Origin of the sequence: Arenibacter sp. S6351L (genome assembly GCF_023016025.1) — a bacterium.
GTDB classification, from domain to species: domain Bacteria; phylum Bacteroidota; class Bacteroidia; order Flavobacteriales; family Flavobacteriaceae; genus Arenibacter; species Arenibacter algicola_B.
Window position 1 is genome coordinate 117,948 of record NZ_JALKBB010000013.1, and the last position, 18,896, is coordinate 136,843.

The 18,896-nt window shown below is 39.0% G+C and carries 18 protein-coding genes; 10 read left to right on the plus strand and 8 right to left on the minus strand.

The features are described 5' to 3' along the window. The first annotated feature begins 57 nt into the window (after positions 1 to 57). Both MWU82_RS12460 and trxB read left to right on the plus strand, forming a co-directional pair. Positions 58 to 906 (plus strand): universal stress protein, encoded by an 849-nt coding sequence (locus MWU82_RS12460; RefSeq protein ID WP_247096612.1) that lies wholly within the window; start codon positions 58 to 60, stop codon positions 904 to 906. Positions 907 to 1,138: 232 nt separating this feature from the next. After that, positions 1,139 to 2,107, plus strand: coding sequence for a thioredoxin-disulfide reductase (gene trxB, locus MWU82_RS12465; protein ID WP_215948868.1), 969 nt, complete (start codon positions 1,139 to 1,141; stop codon positions 2,105 to 2,107). A 160-nt stretch (positions 2,108 to 2,267) separates the two neighbouring features. On the opposite strand, the gene MWU82_RS12470 is transcribed toward trxB, so the two are convergent. Continuing rightward, positions 2,268 to 2,714, minus strand: a complete 447-nt coding sequence (locus MWU82_RS12470; RefSeq protein ID WP_215948869.1) for a hypothetical protein — start codon at positions 2,712 to 2,714, stop codon at positions 2,268 to 2,270. 250 nt (positions 2,715 to 2,964) lie between these two features. On the opposite strand from MWU82_RS12470, the gene MWU82_RS12475 reads away from it, so the two are divergent. Continuing rightward, positions 2,965 to 6,087 carry a SusC/RagA family TonB-linked outer membrane protein gene (locus tag MWU82_RS12475; protein WP_215948870.1) on the plus strand — a complete coding sequence of 1,041 codons (3,123 nt, stop codon included), beginning with the start codon at positions 2,965 to 2,967 and terminating at the stop codon, positions 6,085 to 6,087. Positions 6,088 to 6,098: 11 nt separating this feature from the next. Further along, positions 6,099 to 7,580 carry a SusD/RagB family nutrient-binding outer membrane lipoprotein gene (locus MWU82_RS12480; protein WP_247096613.1) on the plus strand — a complete coding sequence of 494 codons (1,482 nt, stop codon included), beginning with the start codon at positions 6,099 to 6,101 and terminating at the stop codon, positions 7,578 to 7,580. A 58-nt stretch (positions 7,581 to 7,638) separates the two neighbouring features. Here the strand turns inward: MWU82_RS12480 and MWU82_RS12485 are convergent, their stop codons facing one another. The 6 genes from MWU82_RS12485 to MWU82_RS12510 form a co-directional block, all read right to left on the minus strand. After that, a complete protein-coding gene (locus MWU82_RS12485; RefSeq protein ID WP_247096615.1) occupies positions 7,639 to 8,697 on the minus strand; it encodes a pyridoxal phosphate-dependent aminotransferase family protein in 1,059 nt (352 codons plus the stop codon). Continuing rightward, entirely contained in the window at positions 8,697 to 9,707 is a 1,011-nt protein-coding gene (locus tag MWU82_RS12490) for a dipeptide epimerase (protein ID WP_247096617.1), read from the minus strand. Before MWU82_RS12490 ends, MWU82_RS12485 begins: the two co-directional genes overlap by 1 nt. 123 nt (positions 9,708 to 9,830) lie before the next feature. After that, positions 9,831 to 10,556: a head GIN domain-containing protein gene (locus tag MWU82_RS12495; RefSeq protein ID WP_247096618.1), complete on the minus strand. Its 726-nt coding sequence runs from the start codon at positions 10,554 to 10,556 to the stop codon at positions 9,831 to 9,833. A 143-nt stretch (positions 10,557 to 10,699) separates the two neighbouring features. After that, positions 10,700 to 12,454 carry a PspC domain-containing protein gene (locus MWU82_RS12500; protein ID WP_215948875.1) on the minus strand — a complete coding sequence of 585 codons (1,755 nt, stop codon included), beginning with the start codon at positions 12,452 to 12,454 and terminating at the stop codon, positions 10,700 to 10,702. A gap of 3 nt (positions 12,455 to 12,457) precedes the next feature. Beyond that, entirely contained in the window at positions 12,458 to 12,793 is a 336-nt protein-coding gene (locus tag MWU82_RS12505) for a PadR family transcriptional regulator (RefSeq protein ID WP_215948876.1), read from the minus strand. 124 nt (positions 12,794 to 12,917) lie between these two features. Next, positions 12,918 to 13,400: a DUF4870 domain-containing protein gene (locus tag MWU82_RS12510; protein ID WP_215948877.1), complete on the minus strand. Its 483-nt coding sequence runs from the start codon at positions 13,398 to 13,400 to the stop codon at positions 12,918 to 12,920. Between the two features lie 264 nt (positions 13,401 to 13,664). Between MWU82_RS12510 and MWU82_RS12515 the strand changes: the two genes are divergently transcribed. The 5 genes from MWU82_RS12515 (at position 13,665) to MWU82_RS12535 (ending at position 17,151) form a co-directional block, all read left to right on the plus strand. After that, complete coding sequence (locus MWU82_RS12515; RefSeq protein ID WP_215948878.1) at positions 13,665 to 14,120, plus strand: DUF4442 domain-containing protein; 456 nt, start codon at positions 13,665 to 13,667, stop codon at positions 14,118 to 14,120. Positions 14,121 to 14,278: 158 nt separating this feature from the next. Continuing rightward, complete coding sequence (locus MWU82_RS12520; RefSeq protein ID WP_247096619.1) at positions 14,279 to 15,076, plus strand: TIGR00266 family protein; 798 nt, start codon at positions 14,279 to 14,281, stop codon at positions 15,074 to 15,076. Between the two features lie 46 nt (positions 15,077 to 15,122). After that, positions 15,123 to 15,776, plus strand: coding sequence for a DUF2461 domain-containing protein (locus tag MWU82_RS12525; RefSeq protein WP_215948880.1), 654 nt, complete (start codon positions 15,123 to 15,125; stop codon positions 15,774 to 15,776). Between the two features lie 259 nt (positions 15,777 to 16,035). After that, complete coding sequence (gene nudK / locus MWU82_RS12530; protein WP_247096620.1) at positions 16,036 to 16,626, plus strand: GDP-mannose pyrophosphatase NudK; 591 nt, start codon at positions 16,036 to 16,038, stop codon at positions 16,624 to 16,626. Between the two features lie 15 nt (positions 16,627 to 16,641). Further along, a complete protein-coding gene (locus tag MWU82_RS12535; RefSeq protein WP_247096622.1) occupies positions 16,642 to 17,151 on the plus strand; it encodes a peptide-methionine (S)-S-oxide reductase in 510 nt (169 codons plus the stop codon). Here the strand turns inward: MWU82_RS12535 and MWU82_RS12540 are convergent. Continuing rightward, positions 17,145 to 18,458 carry a D-alanyl-D-alanine carboxypeptidase gene (locus tag MWU82_RS12540; RefSeq protein ID WP_247096623.1) on the minus strand — a complete coding sequence of 438 codons (1,314 nt, stop codon included), beginning with the start codon at positions 18,456 to 18,458 and terminating at the stop codon, positions 17,145 to 17,147. The genes MWU82_RS12535 and MWU82_RS12540 overlap by 7 nt on opposite strands. Before the next feature lie 102 nt (positions 18,459 to 18,560). On the opposite strand from MWU82_RS12540, the gene MWU82_RS12545 reads away from it, so the two are divergent. Next, a complete protein-coding gene (locus MWU82_RS12545; RefSeq protein WP_031443636.1) occupies positions 18,561 to 18,758 on the plus strand; it encodes a hypothetical protein in 198 nt (65 codons plus the stop codon). The last annotated feature ends 138 nt before the right edge of the window (positions 18,759 to 18,896 follow it).

An 18,896-nucleotide genomic window follows, 5' to 3' on the forward strand; every position in this document is an offset into this window, starting at 1 on the left:
TACTGTTTGTTACCGTCTTACTTTTACCATTATTTATGATAAATAAAGCACGAAGAGATGAAAAATATTTTAATACCCACGGATTTTTCCGATAATGCCTATAAAGCGATCTCCTATGCAGTTCGTTTGCTCAAAGACGAGAATTGTACCTTTTATTTGTTGCACACCTATACTCCTGCTATTTATCAGTCCGAGTACTTATTGCACAGTCCGGGACAATTGGGGCTGGGGGATATTTATCGTACAGATTCCGAAAAAAAATTGGAAGATTTAAAACTAAAGGTCATTTCAGAATTCGATAACCCGAAACATCTTTTTAAAACCTATAGTGCCTTCAGTGTTTTAATGGAAGCAATTGATGAACTGGTAGAAAGTAAAAACATAGACCTTTTAATTATGGGAACCCAAGGGGCTACTGGAGCAAAAGAAATATTTTTGGGCAGTAGTACCGTGCATACCATACAAAGGGCCAAATGTCCTGTACTAGCCATACCCTTTGATTTCGATGTTAAGATGCCCACGAAAATTCTATTTCCAACCGACTATGAAATAGAATATAATTTTGAATTGATAAAACAGGTGTTGTTTATAGCCAAGGTGCATAAATCAACTTTGGATATTATGCATGTACGATCTGGTTATGAGCTCAATGAAGAGCAAAAAAAGAACAAAAGCAAATTGGACCATTTACTTGCGGGAACTAAACATAAGTTTCATGAATTACCGGATCAAGGAATCATTGAGGCTATCAATAGTATTCATTCCGAGTTGCATCCCCAAATGTTGGTTATGGTAAAGAACAAGCACAGTTTTTTGGAGAATCTTTTTCTAAAACCGGTAATAAATCAAATTGGTTTTCATTCAAGCATCCCCTTTATGGTCTTGCCTTATAATTTGTTGGGATAGTTAAATTAAGAACTACCAAAAAGCTTTTATATTTCCCCTAGAGCAATGAAGAGGTTTTCTTCTGGCAGAAGTATTTCCAATTTTACAACAAAATGGAACATTTCCGTTAAAAGGGCTAGCATCCATAGTTTATACAACTAGTTTTATAATAACTTTTTATAACTTTTGACGTAAGTTTTTTATTGAAAATCCTACTTTTGCTTTCTAACAAGTATAATAGAAGTTTTTTATTATGGCAGATAAAGTAGAGCGTTTAAAAACGTTGATTATTGGTTCGGGACCTGCAGGCTATACTGCAGCTATATACGCCTCTAGGGCAGATCTACATCCGGTGTTGTATACCGGGATGGAACCTGGTGGACAATTGACAACGACAACAGAGGTGGATAACTTTCCCGGATACCCAGAAGGAATTGACGGACCTACCATGATGATGCAATTGCAGAAGCAGGCCGAAAGATTTGGTACCGAGGTTCGTATAGGTATGGCTACCGCTGTTGATTTCAGTGATGAAGTAGGTGGTATACACAAGGTTACTATAGATGACAGTAAGGTTATTGAAGCGGAAACCGTAATTATTTCCACTGGGGCTACGGCGAAGTATTTAGGCATCCCTAGTGAGCAAAAGCTTCGTGGGGGCGGCGTATCGGCTTGTGCCGTATGTGATGGTTTCTTTTATAAAGGACAGGAAGTAGCAATTGTAGGGGCAGGGGATACTGCTGCTGAGGAGGCTTCCTATTTGGCCAATATTTGTAAAAAAGTGACTATGTTGGTACGAAGGGACGAAATGCGTGCTTCAAAGGCTATGCAACATAGGGTAAATAGCTTGGATAATATTGAAATCCGTTATAATACGGAAGTGGATACTGTTTTGGGCGATCAGGTTGTGGAAGGTTTAAGAATGGTGAATAATGTTACCGGAGAAAAAGAGGACATTGCCATTACAGGATTGTTCATTGCTATTGGTCATAAACCAAATACCGATATTTTTAAGGGACAACTGGAAATGGATGAAACCGGTTATTTAATTACCCAAGGTAAAACTACCAAAACTAGTAAGCCCGGAGTTTTTGCAAGCGGTGATGTACAGGATAAAGAATATAGGCAGGCTGTTACAGCTGCTGGTACCGGCTGTATGGCAGCACTTGATGCGGAGCGATATTTGGCGACCATTGAAAGCCATGAAGAAGTTTCGTCTTAAACGATATTATAGTAGTTCCCAAAATTTAGATAATATTTAAATTAAGGGCAATTTGAAACGATCTGTACTCGGAACCTATGTTCCAGGTACAGATCGTTTTTTTTAGTCATGGGGTGTAAACTTGTTATACCTCAATGGAAAGTCTTACTAGAACCTAAATCTAGTTTAGACGTTTGTAGTTTTCAGAATTTATTCGGTTCCCATCCGCATCAATAAAGATTTGGCTGAATTTATCCCCTTCCAATTTAAGTTCCATATGCCATTCCATATTTTCATTGGCAACTTTTTTCATGGAAGCGGACATATATTCCAATTTTTCGGTTAATGTGCTATCGGTAGCTTTATAAGACCCGTAGCCAAACCATTCAATGGAATCTGTGGGTACATATCGGGTCCACATTACCTTTCCGTTATAATACATTTTAATTTGACGGTAGCCATCTGTAGGAGGTATGGTCTTTACAACATCGTTACCATCGTAATTGTTAAAGCTTACTAATTCCCAAGTACCTTCAAGGGTTTTGGGGTTTTGAATTTTTGTAGATGCAATTTCGGTCGCGGATACCAAAAACAACATCAAGAAAACTATTCCAAGTATTTTTTTCATGACGATTTCATTTATGAGTTTAGATACTAATAAGTTACGACTTTTTTAGAATATTAACATATGAAACTGAGAATATGTTAAAAAAATCTTATCAAAAAGAATTAAATAATAGCAGTATATATCCTGAATTTTGTGATAAAAGCTTTGAGAACTAGTGCTATTATTGTATAAATCACATTTCGTGCGATCAATGTTTGATTTTTATGATTTTTTTATGACTTTTAGCTCAGATTAATAAAAACAAACTAATATGATACAAAAACTATTGTTATTGTGCACCTTCATGCTTACTTGGCATGGCTTTGCGCAAAATGTTTCCGGTAACGTAAAAGATGAAAGTGGTATGCCACTTCCAGGGGTTACCGTTTTAATTGTTGGGACCAATACAGGAACCACCACTGACTTTGATGGTAATTTTGTTATTGCCGCCAAGCAAGGCGACCTTGTGCGATTCTCATACTTGGGAATGAAATCGCAGGATGTCAAGGTTACATCAAATGCTGAATTAAGTATTGTTCTTTCCGAAGATGCCAGTGCACTGGACGAAGTTGTGGTCACGGCCTTTGGTGTGGAGAAGAAACAAAAATCCCTGGGATACTCCGTAACCCAAGTTAACACTGAAGACCTAAATCTTGCTGGGCAATCAAACCCCATGGAGAGTTTGCAAGGTAGGGTTGCTGGGGTACAGATCAATAGAACATCTGGATCCTCAGGTGGCGGTGTGGATATCTTGATAAGGGGTATTACTTCCGTTAACCCAAGTAGGAGCAATCAACCGTTAATTGTTGTTGATGGGATTGCCTTGAACAACGATACCTTTTCTGGAGAGGTAAGACCAAGTGCAGGGTCCAACTCCGCCAGCAGTTCCGAACAATTTGCCTTTTCCAATAGGGCAGGGGATATCAACCCTGAGGACATTGAAAGTTTCAACGTACTTAAAGGAGCTGCCGCAACCGCATTGTACGGTGTAAGGGCATCCAATGGGGCCATTATCATTACAACAAAAAAAGGAAAACAAGGGAAGGCCAAAATTAATCTAACGGCTTCAACCACCTTTAGGGATATACAAACAACACCTTCTTTACAAACTACATACAGGGAAGGATTTAGTGGCGCTCCCAGGACACTATACGATCCAGATTCCGAAACCGGTTTCAATAGGGTGCAAAATGCCACCTCTTTTTATAGCTGGGGACCCAAATATTCTGATGATTCCTATACCCTGGGCAATGGCACAGTGGTCGATTTAACAGGAGATCAATTTTACAGTCCTTACGATATATTTAGAACGGGCTTTAATTCCCAAGTAAACCTAAGTATTAGTGGAGCCAATGAAAAATTGGATTATTTCTTTTCTATGGGGAAAGACCAAGAGGACGGGGTTCTTCCAAACACCGATTACGCCAAGAATAATTTTAGGTTAAAGGCGGGTTATAAGATTTCTGATAAATTGACATTAAATTCCTCTATATCCTACACCAAATCTGGCGGACGTAGGGCCAATGGTGGGGATAAATCCGTTATGAGTGCTCTTTCCTATTATTCAGGGACATTTCCAATAAACGACTATATGAATGCCGATGGTACCGAAAGGGATTATTCTTTTGGGATAATTGACAACCCTAGGTATTTAATGGAAACAAGTAGCCTTATGGATAATGTAAATAGATGGATAGGTAATGCCACTCTGAACTGGAGTCCTAAGGAATGGGTAAATGTTACTTACGCTGCCCAAATAGATAATTATTCCGATCAAAGAAATAGATATGTTGGTGCAGATTTGGATGGAGGTTCACAGGTTGGTGGATTTGTCTTAAATCAAAACATCAATTTTACCGGTTTGGAATCCAACCTTTTGGTTGCATTTACCAAGGATTGGTCGGACGATTTTACCACAGACCTTACATTGGGACATCAGATTTCCGATTCCAAAAGGGATTATGCCCAAGCTAGGGGTGAAGGTTTGAACGTTCCTGGAATTAATGAAATAGGAAATACCATTAATTATTTTGTGGATAACAGTGTTACACAACTACGTAACGTTGGTGCCTTTGGAGAATTGAAATTGGGTTACAAAGACAAATTGTTCTTGACGGTAACCGGTAGAAATGACTGGTTGTCTACCTTGCCCAAAGAAAATAGATCGTTCTTTTATCCATCTGCAAGTTTGGCCTATGATGTTTCCGATGTATTTGGAGATAATGATGTCTTTACTTTTGGTAAACTTAGGGCTTCTTGGGCCGAGGTAGGTAAAGGACCCGGTTTTGGGGATGTTGGACAATATTTTGTCGTAGATGGGGATTTCCCTTTCGGCGGTGCCGGTGGATATAGAAGAAGTACCTTATTGGGAGATTTGGATATAGTTCCGGAACGTAACCAATCCACAGAATTTGGTGCGGATCTTAGATTTATGAAAGATAGGATCAGATTGGATTATGCCTACTACAAGACACGTGTTAAAGATCAAATATTTACCGTTGGAACCGCTTATTCTTCCGGACTTTCAGGAATTACAAGAAATGCAGGGGATTACGAGGTATTTGGACATGAATTGTTGATTAGTGCGGACATTATTAGAAGCAACGATTTTAGATGGGAGTTGATTCTAAACTGGTCCACTAGTGAAGGAAAGGTATTGGAAATTCCAGAGGATATTGAGTCCATCATTTTTGCTGATTCTGGATTTGCCGGAATTACTTCGGAAATTAGGGCCGGTGACAACATGGGAAATCTTTATGGATATAAATGGAGATACGAAAATGGTGAACGTTATTTGGACGCCAATGGTTATCCGGAAATTGTATTGGATGAGAGGGTAAAGGTTGGTAATGCCTTTCCAGACTTCATATCTTCCTTGGGCAGTAATTTTAAATGGAAGGGAATAGGATTCAATTTCTTATTGGAATATAAGGAAGGTGGAGATCTTTATGATTCCGGACTTAGAAATTCTATCAGGAACGGTAATCCTTTGAGTACTTTGGTTAGGGATGAAGAAGTGGTCCTGTCCGGAGTAATGGACAATGGAAGCGGAGGTTTTACCACCAACACTACGCCAGCTTTGATAGATCAAGATTACTATAGAAATTCAAATGTCTACAATAGGGCGTCAGAAATACTGGTACAGGATGCATCTTGGGTTAAATTGCGCAATGTTAGTCTGTCTTATGACATGGACAATAAATTTACCAGGGATCTTAAAATGGAGAAACTAAGCCTTTCTGTTAGTGCATCCAATATTCTTGTATGGACTCCATTTGATGGTTTCGATCCAGAAGGTAACCAGTATAGTGCTGGTAGTAACGTTTACGGTTTTACAGGACTTAGTGTTCCGTTGAGCCAAAGCTACTCCTTCGGTCTAAATATTTCATTCTAAATATGATAAACATGAAAAACAATATTATAAAAACAGGAATTTTATCACTTCTTTTAGTTGCGCAGATTTCGTGTAGTGATGATTATTTTGATGTAAATACCCCTTCCAATACAGCAACTTTGGAGGAGTTGAGAATGCAGGATTTAATGGCACCGGTAATTCATAGCACCATGGAAGGTCAGCGATCTGCCGAATTGGCCTTTGGAAATTATGTACAGAATTTTGTATCTACCGGAGGTGGAGCTGCAGGACAAACAGAAGCAAGTGGCTTATGGAGTCAGGTTTACCTTTATATTTTGCCTAATCTTAAGGCAATTAAGGAGAAGGCTGCTGAGAGCAATGCCACACACATTGGAGCTATATCGGATATTCTTATTGCCATAAATCTTGGAATAGCTACCGATACTTGGGATAATATACCCTATTCGGATGCTACAGACGGCCCGGATAATAATTTTCCAACCTTTGATACCCAAGAAGCAATTTACACGGAAATATTCACGCTCCTAAATTCCGCCATTACTGCGTTGGAAGGTCCAGATAACTCGGGCTTTAATTTGGGAAGCTCGGATCTTATCTACGGGGGTGATTCCGATCAATGGTTAAGGGCGGCCTATACCGTTAAAGCAAGATATCAGTTGCATTTGGTTAACAAAGGTACTGTTACTGCCAGCGAGGTTTTAACTTCAATTGCCAACGGTTTTACTTCAAATGACGATAATTTTCAGATGTCGTACAATGAGAAAAACATCAACCCTTGGTACTCTGCGGAAATTTTAGCTAGGTCTACAGGTAACCTGAGCAACGATATAGCTAGCCAGTTGGTGAGTTCTATGAACGGGGATTACTATCCATTTGAAAGTGGAGCGCTTACCATAGATCCAAGACTGCCCATATTTGCCGAAAATGGGGACGAAGCGGAGTGGAAAGGATTTGTGAGCGGTGGAGCGGGTGTAGCCCCGGACGGTAGTGATGCCAACACTCGTTTTAAAACCGATGGTTACTATACCAGTGTAGATTCTCCTCTATTGCTGATCAGTTATGCAGAAGCCAAATTTATTGAGGCGGAGGCTGCTTTCTTGGCCAACGGAGGCAACACTACAAGTACAGGTTCTACTACGGCGGCATATGACGCTTACATGGAAGGTATTTCGGCCAGTATGGAGATGTACGATGTGGACGGAAGTGATTACTTGGCCGATGGCGCTATTGCCGTTGGTGAAGCAGGTTTAATGTTGCATCATATCATGAAGGAAAAATACATAAATAACTTTTTGAATCCAGAGACTTTCGTGGATTATAGAAGATATGATTTTTCTTCGGATGTCTTCACGGGTCTGCAAATAAGATTGGAGGAAGCAAGTGATGATAGTGAGTTTTTTGGACAATGGTTCAGAAGGGCTATTTATCCTTCAACCGAGTTGAATAGAAATGAGGCCAATGTTTTGGCCAATCAACAAACCCCGGTTACCCCAGTATGGTGGGATAATTAATTTTATATAAGGGAATTGTTAAACAGAGCGGCCATCCAAAAAGGATGGCCGCTTCGTTTTATAAATAGGAATTAATAATATTACATAATAGAAGGATATCCTCCCTTTTATGATGGGCACTTATTACAATTCTGCTCATAAGGTGTGAATCCTCATCGGGATAACGAAAACTGGTCACCAAAACATTTTGCCGTTCCAGGTAATTTACAAGCTTTTCATCCGTAAAGCTGTAGGCCGGATGACCCTCCATGAATTTAAATCTATCCAAATTTTTAACATTGGACTTGAATAAGTCCATATTATTGATGAGAATAGCCCTTTTTTCAAGGAAGAGCGTCTTTCCGTCCATAAGACAGGCCACAGCTGCAGGTGCCGCCGGACTTGCCCCGCCAAAAAAAGGAGTATTCGTAAACTGTTCAATTCTCTTCTTAGTTCCAAAAACGGACCCCGCCTGAATCCCAAACCCTTTTCCCAAGGAGCAACAAACAATGAGTTCTTTAGGATTTAATTCCTTCAAGCTGCGAAAAACACCTCCACCATTTTCGCCTACAATTCCAATTCCATGGGAGTCGTCCACTACCAGAATAATACTTTCCAAAGGTAGCGTTCGCAATCCTTCAAAATCGGGATAATTGGCCCCTGAAAAATCAATGGCATCCAAAAATACCACGGGAGTAGTTTCTTTATTGGTTTCCAAATGGGCTCTAACGGCAATGTTCAAGGCCGTAAAAGTGATATATGGTTTTAGCTTTGTTGATGGAGTAGGGGAATAGAGGGCAGAATGGGTATTGGGGGCATAGAACAGTCTATGCTCCTTGGTATCCATAGTTTGTCTTACCAATTGTCCTGCCAAATAACCAGAAGATAAAGTGACGCTGGACTCACAACCCACCAATTGGGATAAATAGTGTTCTGCTTCTTGAAAAACTGAAATACGTACATTGGATTTTCTGGATGCTCCATAATTGGTGCCGTATTTCCTGATATTGGAAATAAAAATTTCCAGAAAAGCCTCGTCGGTCTGCAGTCCTAGATAGGAAGTGCCTCCAAAATACAAAAATTTCTTGTGGTCCAAATCCAATTCCCTACCTGGGAACCCATCAGTATAAATAGTCATCAACGCAAACGTATTCCGCTTCCACCAGAGGTAGGAAAGATTACTTTTCCATTTTCCTGAATGATAACCCCGTCGGCAATATCTTCCTTTAACAACATGGCGCCGTCCATATCCACATAATCCAATTGTGGAATTAGTTGGGCAATGGCCGAAATACCAACAGTGGATTCTGTCATACAGCCCACCATTACCTGCAGGTTTAATTCCTTGGCCCTTTTAATCATTCGCCTTGCCGGGGTAAGGCCACCACATTTTGTAAGTTTTATGTTGATTCCGTTAAAATGTAATGCGCATTTCTCCACATCGCTTTCCACTATACAGCTTTCATCGGCTATTACGGGCAGAACGCTTTGATGCATCACCGCTTCCATTCCTGTCCAATCATCCGCTTTAAGCGGTTGTTCCAAAAACTCAACGCCCAAATCCTTCAATAATGGGGCATTAGCAATGGTCTCTTCCGCTGTCCAGGCACAATTGGCATCTACCCTGAAAATGGCATCGGTATGTTTGCGCAGTTCCCTTACAATCTCGACATCTTTATCAGTACCTAGTTTAATTTTATATATGGGCCAAGGCATTTCTTTCATCTTGGCCACCATTTTTTCAATGGAGTCCAATCCAATGGTATAATTGGTTATAGGATAACTACTGTTGTCCGTATTCCATATTTCATATAATGGTTTGCCCAATATTTTACCATACAGGTCGTTGGCGGCAAGATCCAATGCGCAGATAGCGAAATTGCTCAAGTTTTTGGATACCAAGAACGCATGAAAGGCCTCGGGTTCCCTAAAATTGAAATCCTCTATTTCCTCCCTGACATTTTCAATCTCCGTCTGCATGGTTTCGAAGGTTATTTTGTAGTAGGGGTTCGATGTTGCCTCCCCATAGCCCGTTTTACCATCCAGTTCCAGGGCAACGATCATAGAATCTTGAAAATCATGGGATTCCCTGGAAATACTGAAAGTGTGCTTTAACGGAAGTACATATTTTTTGATCTTTATTTTCATAACATAATTTATGGAACGAATATAAAGAAAGATGATGTATTGGAAAATGAAAACCCACTGAAATCTCAGTAGGTTTTGTAAATTTTAAGAAGGTGGAATCCTTATTAATATTTGGTCTAGCTTTTATAATGCACTGACACTTCCGGAGCTCGATTTTTTATGTTCTACTTTTGCATTTCCGGTATAGCGGATGTCTCCCCCGCTACTAGCTTTTGCTATTAAGGTTTCGGATGCGTTTACCGTAATACCGGCACCACTACTTGCACTGGCATTACAATTGGCCGCGCTTAAATTTTCAGCTTTTATTCCGGAGCCACTACTGGCACTACTGTTAAGCGTTTCTGTTTTCCCGGCCACTCTAATATGGGCGCCACTGCTGGATTCCGCTATTACATTGTAGGCCTTGAGTTGCTCAATTTGAAGATTGGAACCACTGCTGGAGCTCAATTCAATGCTTTCGGCCTCTATTTTATTTTTGGTAGATAGGCCGGCACCACTGGAAGTTTCCAAGGCCGTGATGACAGGGAGTGTTACATATACATTTTTTGTAGCCCTACCAATATTTTCAATGGCATGAATCCTTAAGGTTCCATTTTTGATATCAGTTCCAATCAGGTTTATAATGTTTTCGTCGGCCTCTACTACAATTTCGAAATCATTGCCTTGGGTAACATAAGCGTCCAAGCCTTCAGATACTGAAATAGCCGTGAATTCGGAAGTCACCCTGCGGTTGTCTTCTTTAACAATTCCATTGCCTTTTTTGCCATGTCCGATATTGATATCAAAGCCGCAGGAAGAAAATAGGATTGCCAAAATAAGTACGATGGTAATTCTTGCTAGTGTTGTCATGATTGTTGTTTTTGAGTCTTGTAATGAACTCTTGGGGGGCGAGTATTTCAAGGATTGATTAAAGTTACTATTTTATGGTTTGTTTAAAATTATGAATTAGGTTTTTTTGGCCACATTATAAATTACTGAGTTGTTAAAAGAGTCTACTGAACAGTATCCTTTTTTAAATCGGTACTTTTGGTCTCGTTGGTTTTGATCTGTACTCCCTTGTCGTCTATTTTAAGTTTAAAACTATCTCCGTCCCCTTTTAGATCAATATCCACCCCATCTTCATTGATAATAATTTTACCATTACTGTTATCATCATTATCTTCTTCTTTTACGGGGCAATTTAGACATATCAACTCACCACTGTCCTCCATTTTCCATTGGTATTTGGTCATTTTACAACCTGACATGTTGCGATCCAATGGCGCACTCATTATCCAGCAATGATTATTGTCGCTTTCATAGGTCAATACGGTACCCACCGGTAGATAGAGATATATCCTTACCTCTTGGTCTCTATACTTATTCTCTTTGGCCGTAGTTAAAAAATCGTCCAAGATTATTGTATTCCCTTGTATTTCATAACCATAGTTGATATTATTGGCCGTCTCGGTTGCATTTTTGAAGGTATTGCCATTCGCATTTTTGCGTACTTCCAACCTTGCTATAGAATCTTTGGACATTTTTAAGTTGATACGAATATCTTCCGATACCAATACTTCTTCCCCATTTTCTGTATAATCCAGTACCACACCGTTAATACCAATGCCATTGCCATTATTTTGGAGGCGAGAAGATTTTAAGCTAATCTTTATGGGCTGTTCCGGTAACTGGAAGGCCAGTTCTTTTTCTGTGGAAACACTTCCTGTGTAGGCATGGGCAGCCGCCTGCCTTATACCAAAGACTGCTAATAGAATTATGGCGATCAACCACATTCCCAAAAGTGTAAATTTTGCGATATTCCCGATAGATTTTAGGTTATTCACCAAAATTTTAAGGCCTAAATACATAAGGAAGAAAAAGGGAATCCCAATAGCAAAAAAGCCAAGAACGGACACCAGCCATACCGGAGTGTTCGTGGAATTTACCATATAGTAAAAATCTATTCCGGGAAGGTGTACGATGTCTAAAATTCCTACGGTAAACATACCTACGAACAAGGCAACAATTCCCGCAGCACCGATTATGATAAGGATAATCCCAATAAATTTGCCAATGATCTTAAAAAAAAACATGATGATATCGGCAATGGCATTAAAGAAACTTCGACTACCGTCCTTTACCTTGCTTCCCACTTTTTCGTAGTCTACGTTTTTTACTTTTTCGGCTACATCGTCAAAACCTTCCTTTACTTTTTTTTCAATATTACTAATGTTGACCGCTTCGCCACGCATGTCCAACTTCTGGGCAGTAGTTACGGCCTCGGGGATTAGTATCCATAATAGACCGTAGATAAATACAAACCCACCCCAGCTAAAGATGGTCAACAAAATCCATAATAATCTAACCCAGAGCGCGTCTATACCAAAATAATGCCCAAGCCCGGCAGATACCCCTCCTATATATTTGTTGTCTATGTCCCTATATAATTTTCTTACCCGTCCAGGGATTTTGGAAGTTTTGGGTTGATCCTCAAAAATGTCCTCATCAACCATATAATCTTCCGGTTGTCCCATAATGCCTATGACTTCGTCCACTTCTTTTTCTGTGATTACCTGTCTTTCGTTTTCCATTTTTTCATGGAACAGTTCGGCAATTCTGGCCTCTATATCCGCTATTATCTCGTCACTACCACTTGTATTGGCAAAAGAACGTTTTATGGCCTCTAAATAGCGTTGAAGTTTAGTATAGGCTACTTCATCTATATGAAAGAATAAATTGGCCAGATTTATATTTATTGTCTTGTTCATTTCTTAGTTGTTTTTTGTTTTGGTTACGAGGTTCGTCGCATTTCTTAATTCATCCCAAGTGGTATCCAGTTCTTTTAGAAAAAGCTTACCTGTTTCTGTTAAGGTATAATACTTTCTTGGGGGACCCGAGGTAGATTCTTCCCAACGATAGTTAAGAAGTCCCGCATTTTTTAGTCTTGTGAGCAATGGATAAATGGTACCCTCTACCACCAGCATTTTAGCGTCTTTTAGGGTGTCCAAAATTTCGGAGGTATACTTATCCTCCCCATTGAGAATGGAAAGTATGCAGTACTCCAGGACTCCCTTGCGCATCTGTGCTTTTGTATTTTCAATATTCATAGTTGCATGATTATAATAATTTAACTGTTCGTTTTTTTGATGTCCGCATTTTACTGTTTCACTTTTGATTGATTGGATGAATAAACTCTCGAATTAGTGTGATGAGTACTAATTGTATTATACATTATTTAATAAATTGAATGCTTATCGGATATTTAAAATCTAGTCCTTCACTGGTACGAATGGTGGCCAAGATGGTGTAAACTATATTTACCAAGAAAAGTCCCAGCTGTGCAATTCCCGCTATTCCCAATGGCCAAAGCAATTTTCCCATATGGAATGGATGAAAGTCGAAATCGAAATTAAGACCGTTGAATTCGTTTAAATTGGAAAAGTTAAAATCGCCCAGATGAAATATTTCCGGTATAATTCCTATAAAAAAAGGAATAGTGAAAATACCTAGGATAATGGAATATAATAAGAGACTGATTTGAAAATTTAAAGCCTGTTTGCCATTTTGGTCCACGAAGTTATAATCCTTTTTATTTGCTGTCCACAGTACTAGGGGAAGCAGGAAATTCCCAAAGGGAATAATATACTTGGAAAAGGTAGAGGCGTGTATTATTGCCGCCAAATTTTTTTCGTGTTTGCTCAGTGTTTCGGTCATTGCTTTGTAATTAGTGTTGCCAGTGGTTGCTATAGCTACTTTGCCATGTGTCTCGTTTAAAATATCTGGTGGTAGCTAAATCTATCTTTAGGTGCTAAACCAGGCTATTTTTATGGACTGATCTTTTTAAACCTAATAACTTTCTATGCAAATATATATCTAAAAGAAGGTACTATGCAAAACCAAGTACTAAAATTTAACAATTTATTAACAATTGTAGGTTCGTACATTTTATATACTTTTGATGTAAATTAAACTACAACTATGGCTTCCGATGCAAGTAAAATTAACATGTTCAGCTTTTTTAAACTCCCCGCCGTATGGTGGACAGGAGTACGATTAAGGTACATTGATGAAAAGAAGGCCATTGTAACGGTTAGGCATAGATGGATAAATCAAAATCCGTTTAAATCTTTGTTTTGGGCCGTTCAAGGAATGGCAGCTGAGTTAACTACAGGAGCTATGGTCATGAACCAGATTAGAAAAAGCGGAAGGAATATTTCCATGCTAGTGGCCAATAACAATGCTAATTTCTCAAAAAAAGCGACAGGTAAAATTACCTTTACCTGTGAGGAGGGCCACCTTATTGCGGATGCCATTAAAAAAACCATCGAAACAGGCGAGGGGCAGACCGTCTGGATGAAATCGGTTGGGGTCAACGAAGAAGGGATTGTAGTTTCTACTTTTAATTTTGAATGGACCCTTAAGGTTAAAGGTTAATGCCCTTATTTATTAATAAATCAATGAGTCAATCAATGTACTAATGGATGAATTGATCAATGAAGCCAGGTACCAAAATACTAATCCAACATTGTAACAAAACGCTTGTTTTTGTTACTTATGGTCTGAAAAAAAATTCAAAATATTAAAGTTATAGTATGAACGCACACGAAATAGACTATGTAATTTACGGGGAGGAAATGCAATATGTGGAAATAGAATTGGATCCGCAGGAGGCCGTTGTGGCGGAAGCTGGGAGTTTTATGATGATGGATTCCGACATTAAAATGGATACCATTTTTGGAGATGGTTCCAATCAGGATACAGGGGTCCTAGGGAAATTATTCTCGGCCGGAAAACGTTTGCTTACAGGAGAAAGCCTATTTATGACAGCATTTTTAAACATAGGTCATGGCAAAAAGCAGGTAAGCTTTGCCTCTCCTTATCCTGGAAAAATTATTCCGATAGACCTAAGCGAGTTTCAAGGCAAATTCATTTGTCAGAAGGATGCTTTTTTGTGTGCGGCAAAAGGGGTTTCAGTGGGTATAGAATTTTCAAAGAGACTGGGGCGCGGTCTATTTGGAGGTGAAGGATTTATAATGCAAAAATTGGAGGGAGACGGAATGGCTTTTGTGCACGCTGGTGGTACCACCGCTAAAAAAATATTGGGCCCAGGCGAAACCTTAAAAGTAGATACGGGCTGTATTATTGGCTTTACCAAGGATGTGGATTATGATATAGAATTTATAGGAGGAATCAAGAACACCATTTTTGGTGGGGAGGGATTGTTTTATGCCACATTAAGGGGGCCTGGTACTGTTTATATTCAGTCCTTGCCTTTTAGCCGGTTGGCCGGAAGGGTCTTGGCATCTATTCCAAGAGGAGGAAAAGACAAAGGGGAAGGCAGTATTTTGGGCGGCTTGGGCGACCTATTGGATGGGGATAACCGATTTTAAAGAAAATATGAATTCCTAATATTACCCATAATAACATTTCCTAATAATGAATTTCACTTCCCTGTTTCAATTTCTGACCCAGCTCAACCAGAATAACTCCAAGGAGTGGATGGATAAAAACCGAAAATGGTACAAAGAAGTTAGGGATGAATACATAGGATGGTTGAATGATTTGGATCTTGCATTAGCGGCCGTGGATAATGAATACTATAGTACGCCAGGCAAGAAAGGCATAAATCGAATCAATAATAATCTAATGTTTCACCCCAATAAACCTACTTACAAGGACCATTTTGGGGCCGGGTTGGACAAGGCGCCCAATACGGGTGATTTTTATATTGAGATTGGACTTGGTCGGTCTATGTTGGCCGGTGGAATTTGGAGACCAGATCCAAAAACCTTGCGCAGTATTCGCGAAGCCATTGATTATGACGGGGAAGAACTCAAAAAAATTCTGAATAAAAAATCATTTAAAGAAACCTTTGGGGAATTGGTTGTGGATGAAACCCTAAAGCTGGCACCTAAAGGTTTTTCCAATGACCATCCCCATATAGATCTATTGCGCAATAAAACCTTTGCCGTTATGCATCCCTTGACCCAGAAAGAAATATTACAACCTGGTTTTAAGGAGAAGGTAATCTCGGTTTATACGGAAATGCTGCCCTTTAGAAGGTATTTGAACAAGGCCATTACTGTGTAAGGGTAGGAGGCTGAAAAATTGAATATTGAAGGATGAATGTTTACCTTGAGCATATTTGTTTATAGAACTCTATCCGTTATTGCGAGAAGCAGTGGCAATGAGGCAATTGAAATAGGAACTCCGACTAAGTGACAAGGCAATTAATTTATCATAAACCATTAGAGTATTTCATCTCCCAATCGTGGTGCAATACTTTCTTTTGCCGTTCCCGAGCGTCTAAAAAACCCTAGCTTTGTATGAATACAAGAATCTCCTAGAAGTGAGCAACAAAAAAGTAAGAAACATAAACAGGCAGTTATTATCCGATAACTGGTATACACTTGAAAAGATAACTTTTGAATATCAGAGGGAGGACGGCAGTTGGGAGTCCCAATCCCGAGAAGCCTATGATCGAGGAAATGGAGCGGCCATTTTGTTGTACAATAAAAAGAACAAAACGGTAATACTTACCCGACAGTTTAGGATGCCTACCTATATAAATGGCAATGATTCCGGAATGATGATAGAGGTATGTGCCGGATTATTGGATGGAGACCATCCCGAAGACTGTATAAAAAGAGAGACCGAGGAAGAGACAGGTTATAAATTGGACAAGGTAGAGAAAGTATTTGAATCCTATATGTCGCCAGGTTCCGTAACCGAGATCCTTTATTTTTTTATTGGATCATATGAAGAAAAAATGAAGATAGGCGCGGGGGGAGGTGCTGAGGAGGAGACAGAAAATATTGAAGTTTTGGAGTTGGGCTTTGACAAAGCTGTGGAAATGATACAAACTGGTGAAATTAAAGATGCCAAGACCATTATGCTACTACAATACGCTAAAATGAATGGGTTATTTTCCAACAAGTAATACGACCAAACCATTATGGGAATTGATCATAAAATTGCCTTTGGAGGTGGCTGCCACTGGTGTACTGAAGCTGTCTATAAATCCTTAAAGGGAATAATAAGTGTGGAGCAAGGTTTTGTAGCTTCGGAAGGGGAGGAGTCTTGCTTTTCCGAAGCTGTAATTGTTCATTATGATCACAGGGGTATTAGTATGGAAGATTTAATTTTGATACATCTTTTTACCCATAAATCGACTTCTGCCCATAGCATGCGAAAAAAATACCGTTCTGCCATTTATACTTTTAACACTCCGGATTACGAAAAATCGAACTTGGCATTGCAGAAATTTCAGGAAAATTTTAAAAGTCCCCTGGTAACTAAAGTTCTACCGTTCAGGGAATTTAAAATTTCCGATAAAGCCTTTCAAGACTATTACTATAAAAATCCATATAAGCCATTTTGCAAAACCCATATTGCCCCTAAAATCAAGTTGTTATTGTTGAAATTTGCGGACAAAGTAGATCATATTAAGGTCTTGGATCAATAATTGTCCCTGATCATTTCAAAAATAGATTCCATATGTTGTTTTACCTCACTATTGCTCTTGGTAAAATGGTTGTTCATAAAACTAAATATTAAAGTTTTTCCAGACTGGGTTATTAGATATCCGCTAAGGCAGTAATTATTGCCAAGTGATCCGGTTTTGGCGTAAATATATGGGCGGTCATCACCATTAAACCTCCCTTTTAAGGTCCCGGTAAGGCCGCCAACGGGGAAAAAGTTGAATAAGCGTTCCCTTGGTATTTCTTGGTACATTTTATTCAATACATAGACCATTGTTCCAGGTGTAAACAAATTGTATCGTGAAAGCCCCGAACCATCTACCCATCGTGGTGGTTGTTCAAGTTCCTGTAAATAATTGTCCAAAACATATTTTCTGGACTTAGCACTATTTAGGGTATCCGAAAGGGTAGAAGAGCTCAAAATTAATAATTGTTCCGCAAGAAAATTATCACTTACCTCCATCATTCTTTTAAGCACAGAATCCGAAGATACACTGTACAATACCTGTTTTTCCGCATTCGGCATCTTTTGTACAATATTGACCTTTTTAAGGAGGACTTCTTCCAAGAGGGTTTTTGTAAGTGTGCTATCTATCATAAAGGGACTCTCCAAGGTATCTTTTCTCTGAGGGTCGAAATAAAAGGTATTGCTGTACAATTCCCGATTTACTCCATAACTAATGGGCACTACTTGGTTTTTGAAATGTTCAGGGATAACTTCCAAATTCTCGTTATTGGCAATGGTTACAACATTGCCGTATAAGGGAATACTATTTCTTTCCGGGCTAAAATAGAGGTCATAATCCTCCCAGGCCCAACCTGGACCATACCTACTTTCCTCAAAATTATTGAGATAGAGGGATACGTTCTTGTAGTTCTTGGCAAATTTTATTGCGGTACTGTCACCAAAATAAGTATGCAACAAAGTTGGGTCGCCAGTACCTTCCATATAAAGGGTGTCATTTTTTACAATATATTTTAGTGCCGGGATCTTTTCCGGTAGGGTTTTAAGGGAAGTATACAGCGTAATTATCTTGGTATTGCTTGCCGGAGTAAAATATTTTTGGCTATTATGGTTATACAAGGTGTCTTTTGTTGCAGGGTCATAGACCAATAGACCCTGAAAGTAATTATTGGCGGTTTGTGAGCTTATCTGCTGGCCAATACTTTTGTTTAACCTGTTGTTATTTAATGTTTTACACCCAATAAAGCTCATTGAGGCACCAACTAAAATTAGTTGTCCAAGTATCCTTTTTTTATTGTAAAAAAGCATTTGAATTTGTATGTTCATCGACTTTAACATCTTTTTATCTATTATTTAACGGAAAGACGGCAATAATATATACCTTTTATTGGTTATCTTAGTCCAAGCAACCTAAAATTATTTTAAAATATGGCAAGAGCTATGTTAGAGTACACCAAAACTGTACTGCAAAAGGTTAGTTTCGATACAAAGTTATTTTGCAAAGAACTAGAAAAAGCAGTGACTAGACTATTACCATTTGAAATAGAAGAATTAAAACTCTGGTTAAAGCAATTTATTAATGACAAACCAGAATTGCAACAAAGCCTTCTTTATCTGAAAGCATAGATATAAGCCGCCTGTATTAGGTGGCTTTTTTTTTGAATAATCTGTCCCGTCCTAAAATAAGTTGACACAAAATCGACTTATTTATGAAACATTCAAAGATTACAGGTAATAAGCGGACACAACGCGATTACAATCTAG

Bases quoted from the DNA above. Each gene is read 5' to 3' on its own strand.
- MWU82_RS12460 (WP_247096612.1), top strand. From the start codon at position 58: ATGAAAAATATTTTAATACCCACGGATTTTTCCGATAATGCCTATAAA.
- trxB (WP_215948868.1), top strand. From the start codon at position 1,139: ATGGCAGATAAAGTAGAGCGTTTAAAAACGTTGATTATTGGTTCGGGA.
- MWU82_RS12470 (WP_215948869.1), bottom strand. From the start codon at position 2,714: ATGAAAAAAATACTTGGAATAGTTTTCTTGATGTTGTTTTTGGTATCC.
- MWU82_RS12475 (WP_215948870.1), top strand. From the start codon at position 2,965: ATGATACAAAAACTATTGTTATTGTGCACCTTCATGCTTACTTGGCAT.
- MWU82_RS12480 (WP_247096613.1), top strand. From the start codon at position 6,099: ATGAAAAACAATATTATAAAAACAGGAATTTTATCACTTCTTTTAGTT.
- MWU82_RS12485 (WP_247096615.1), bottom strand. From the start codon at position 8,697: ATGACTATTTATACTGATGGGTTCCCAGGTAGGGAATTGGATTTGGAC.
- MWU82_RS12490 (WP_247096617.1), bottom strand. From the start codon at position 9,707: ATGAAAATAAAGATCAAAAAATATGTACTTCCGTTAAAGCACACTTTC.
- MWU82_RS12495 (WP_247096618.1), bottom strand. From the start codon at position 10,556: ATGACAACACTAGCAAGAATTACCATCGTACTTATTTTGGCAATCCTA.
- MWU82_RS12500 (WP_215948875.1), bottom strand. From the start codon at position 12,454: ATGAACAAGACAATAAATATAAATCTGGCCAATTTATTCTTTCATATA.
- MWU82_RS12505 (WP_215948876.1), bottom strand. From the start codon at position 12,793: ATGAATATTGAAAATACAAAAGCACAGATGCGCAAGGGAGTCCTGGAG.
- MWU82_RS12510 (WP_215948877.1), bottom strand. From the start codon at position 13,400: ATGACCGAAACACTGAGCAAACACGAAAAAAATTTGGCGGCAATAATA.
- MWU82_RS12515 (WP_215948878.1), top strand. From the start codon at position 13,665: ATGGCTTCCGATGCAAGTAAAATTAACATGTTCAGCTTTTTTAAACTC.
- MWU82_RS12520 (WP_247096619.1), top strand. From the start codon at position 14,279: ATGAACGCACACGAAATAGACTATGTAATTTACGGGGAGGAAATGCAA.
- MWU82_RS12525 (WP_215948880.1), top strand. From the start codon at position 15,123: ATGAATTTCACTTCCCTGTTTCAATTTCTGACCCAGCTCAACCAGAAT.
- MWU82_RS12535 (WP_247096622.1), top strand. From the start codon at position 16,642: ATGGGAATTGATCATAAAATTGCCTTTGGAGGTGGCTGCCACTGGTGT.
- MWU82_RS12540 (WP_247096623.1), bottom strand. From the start codon at position 18,458: ATGAACATACAAATTCAAATGCTTTTTTACAATAAAAAAAGGATACTT.
- MWU82_RS12545 (WP_031443636.1), top strand. From the start codon at position 18,561: ATGGCAAGAGCTATGTTAGAGTACACCAAAACTGTACTGCAAAAGGTT.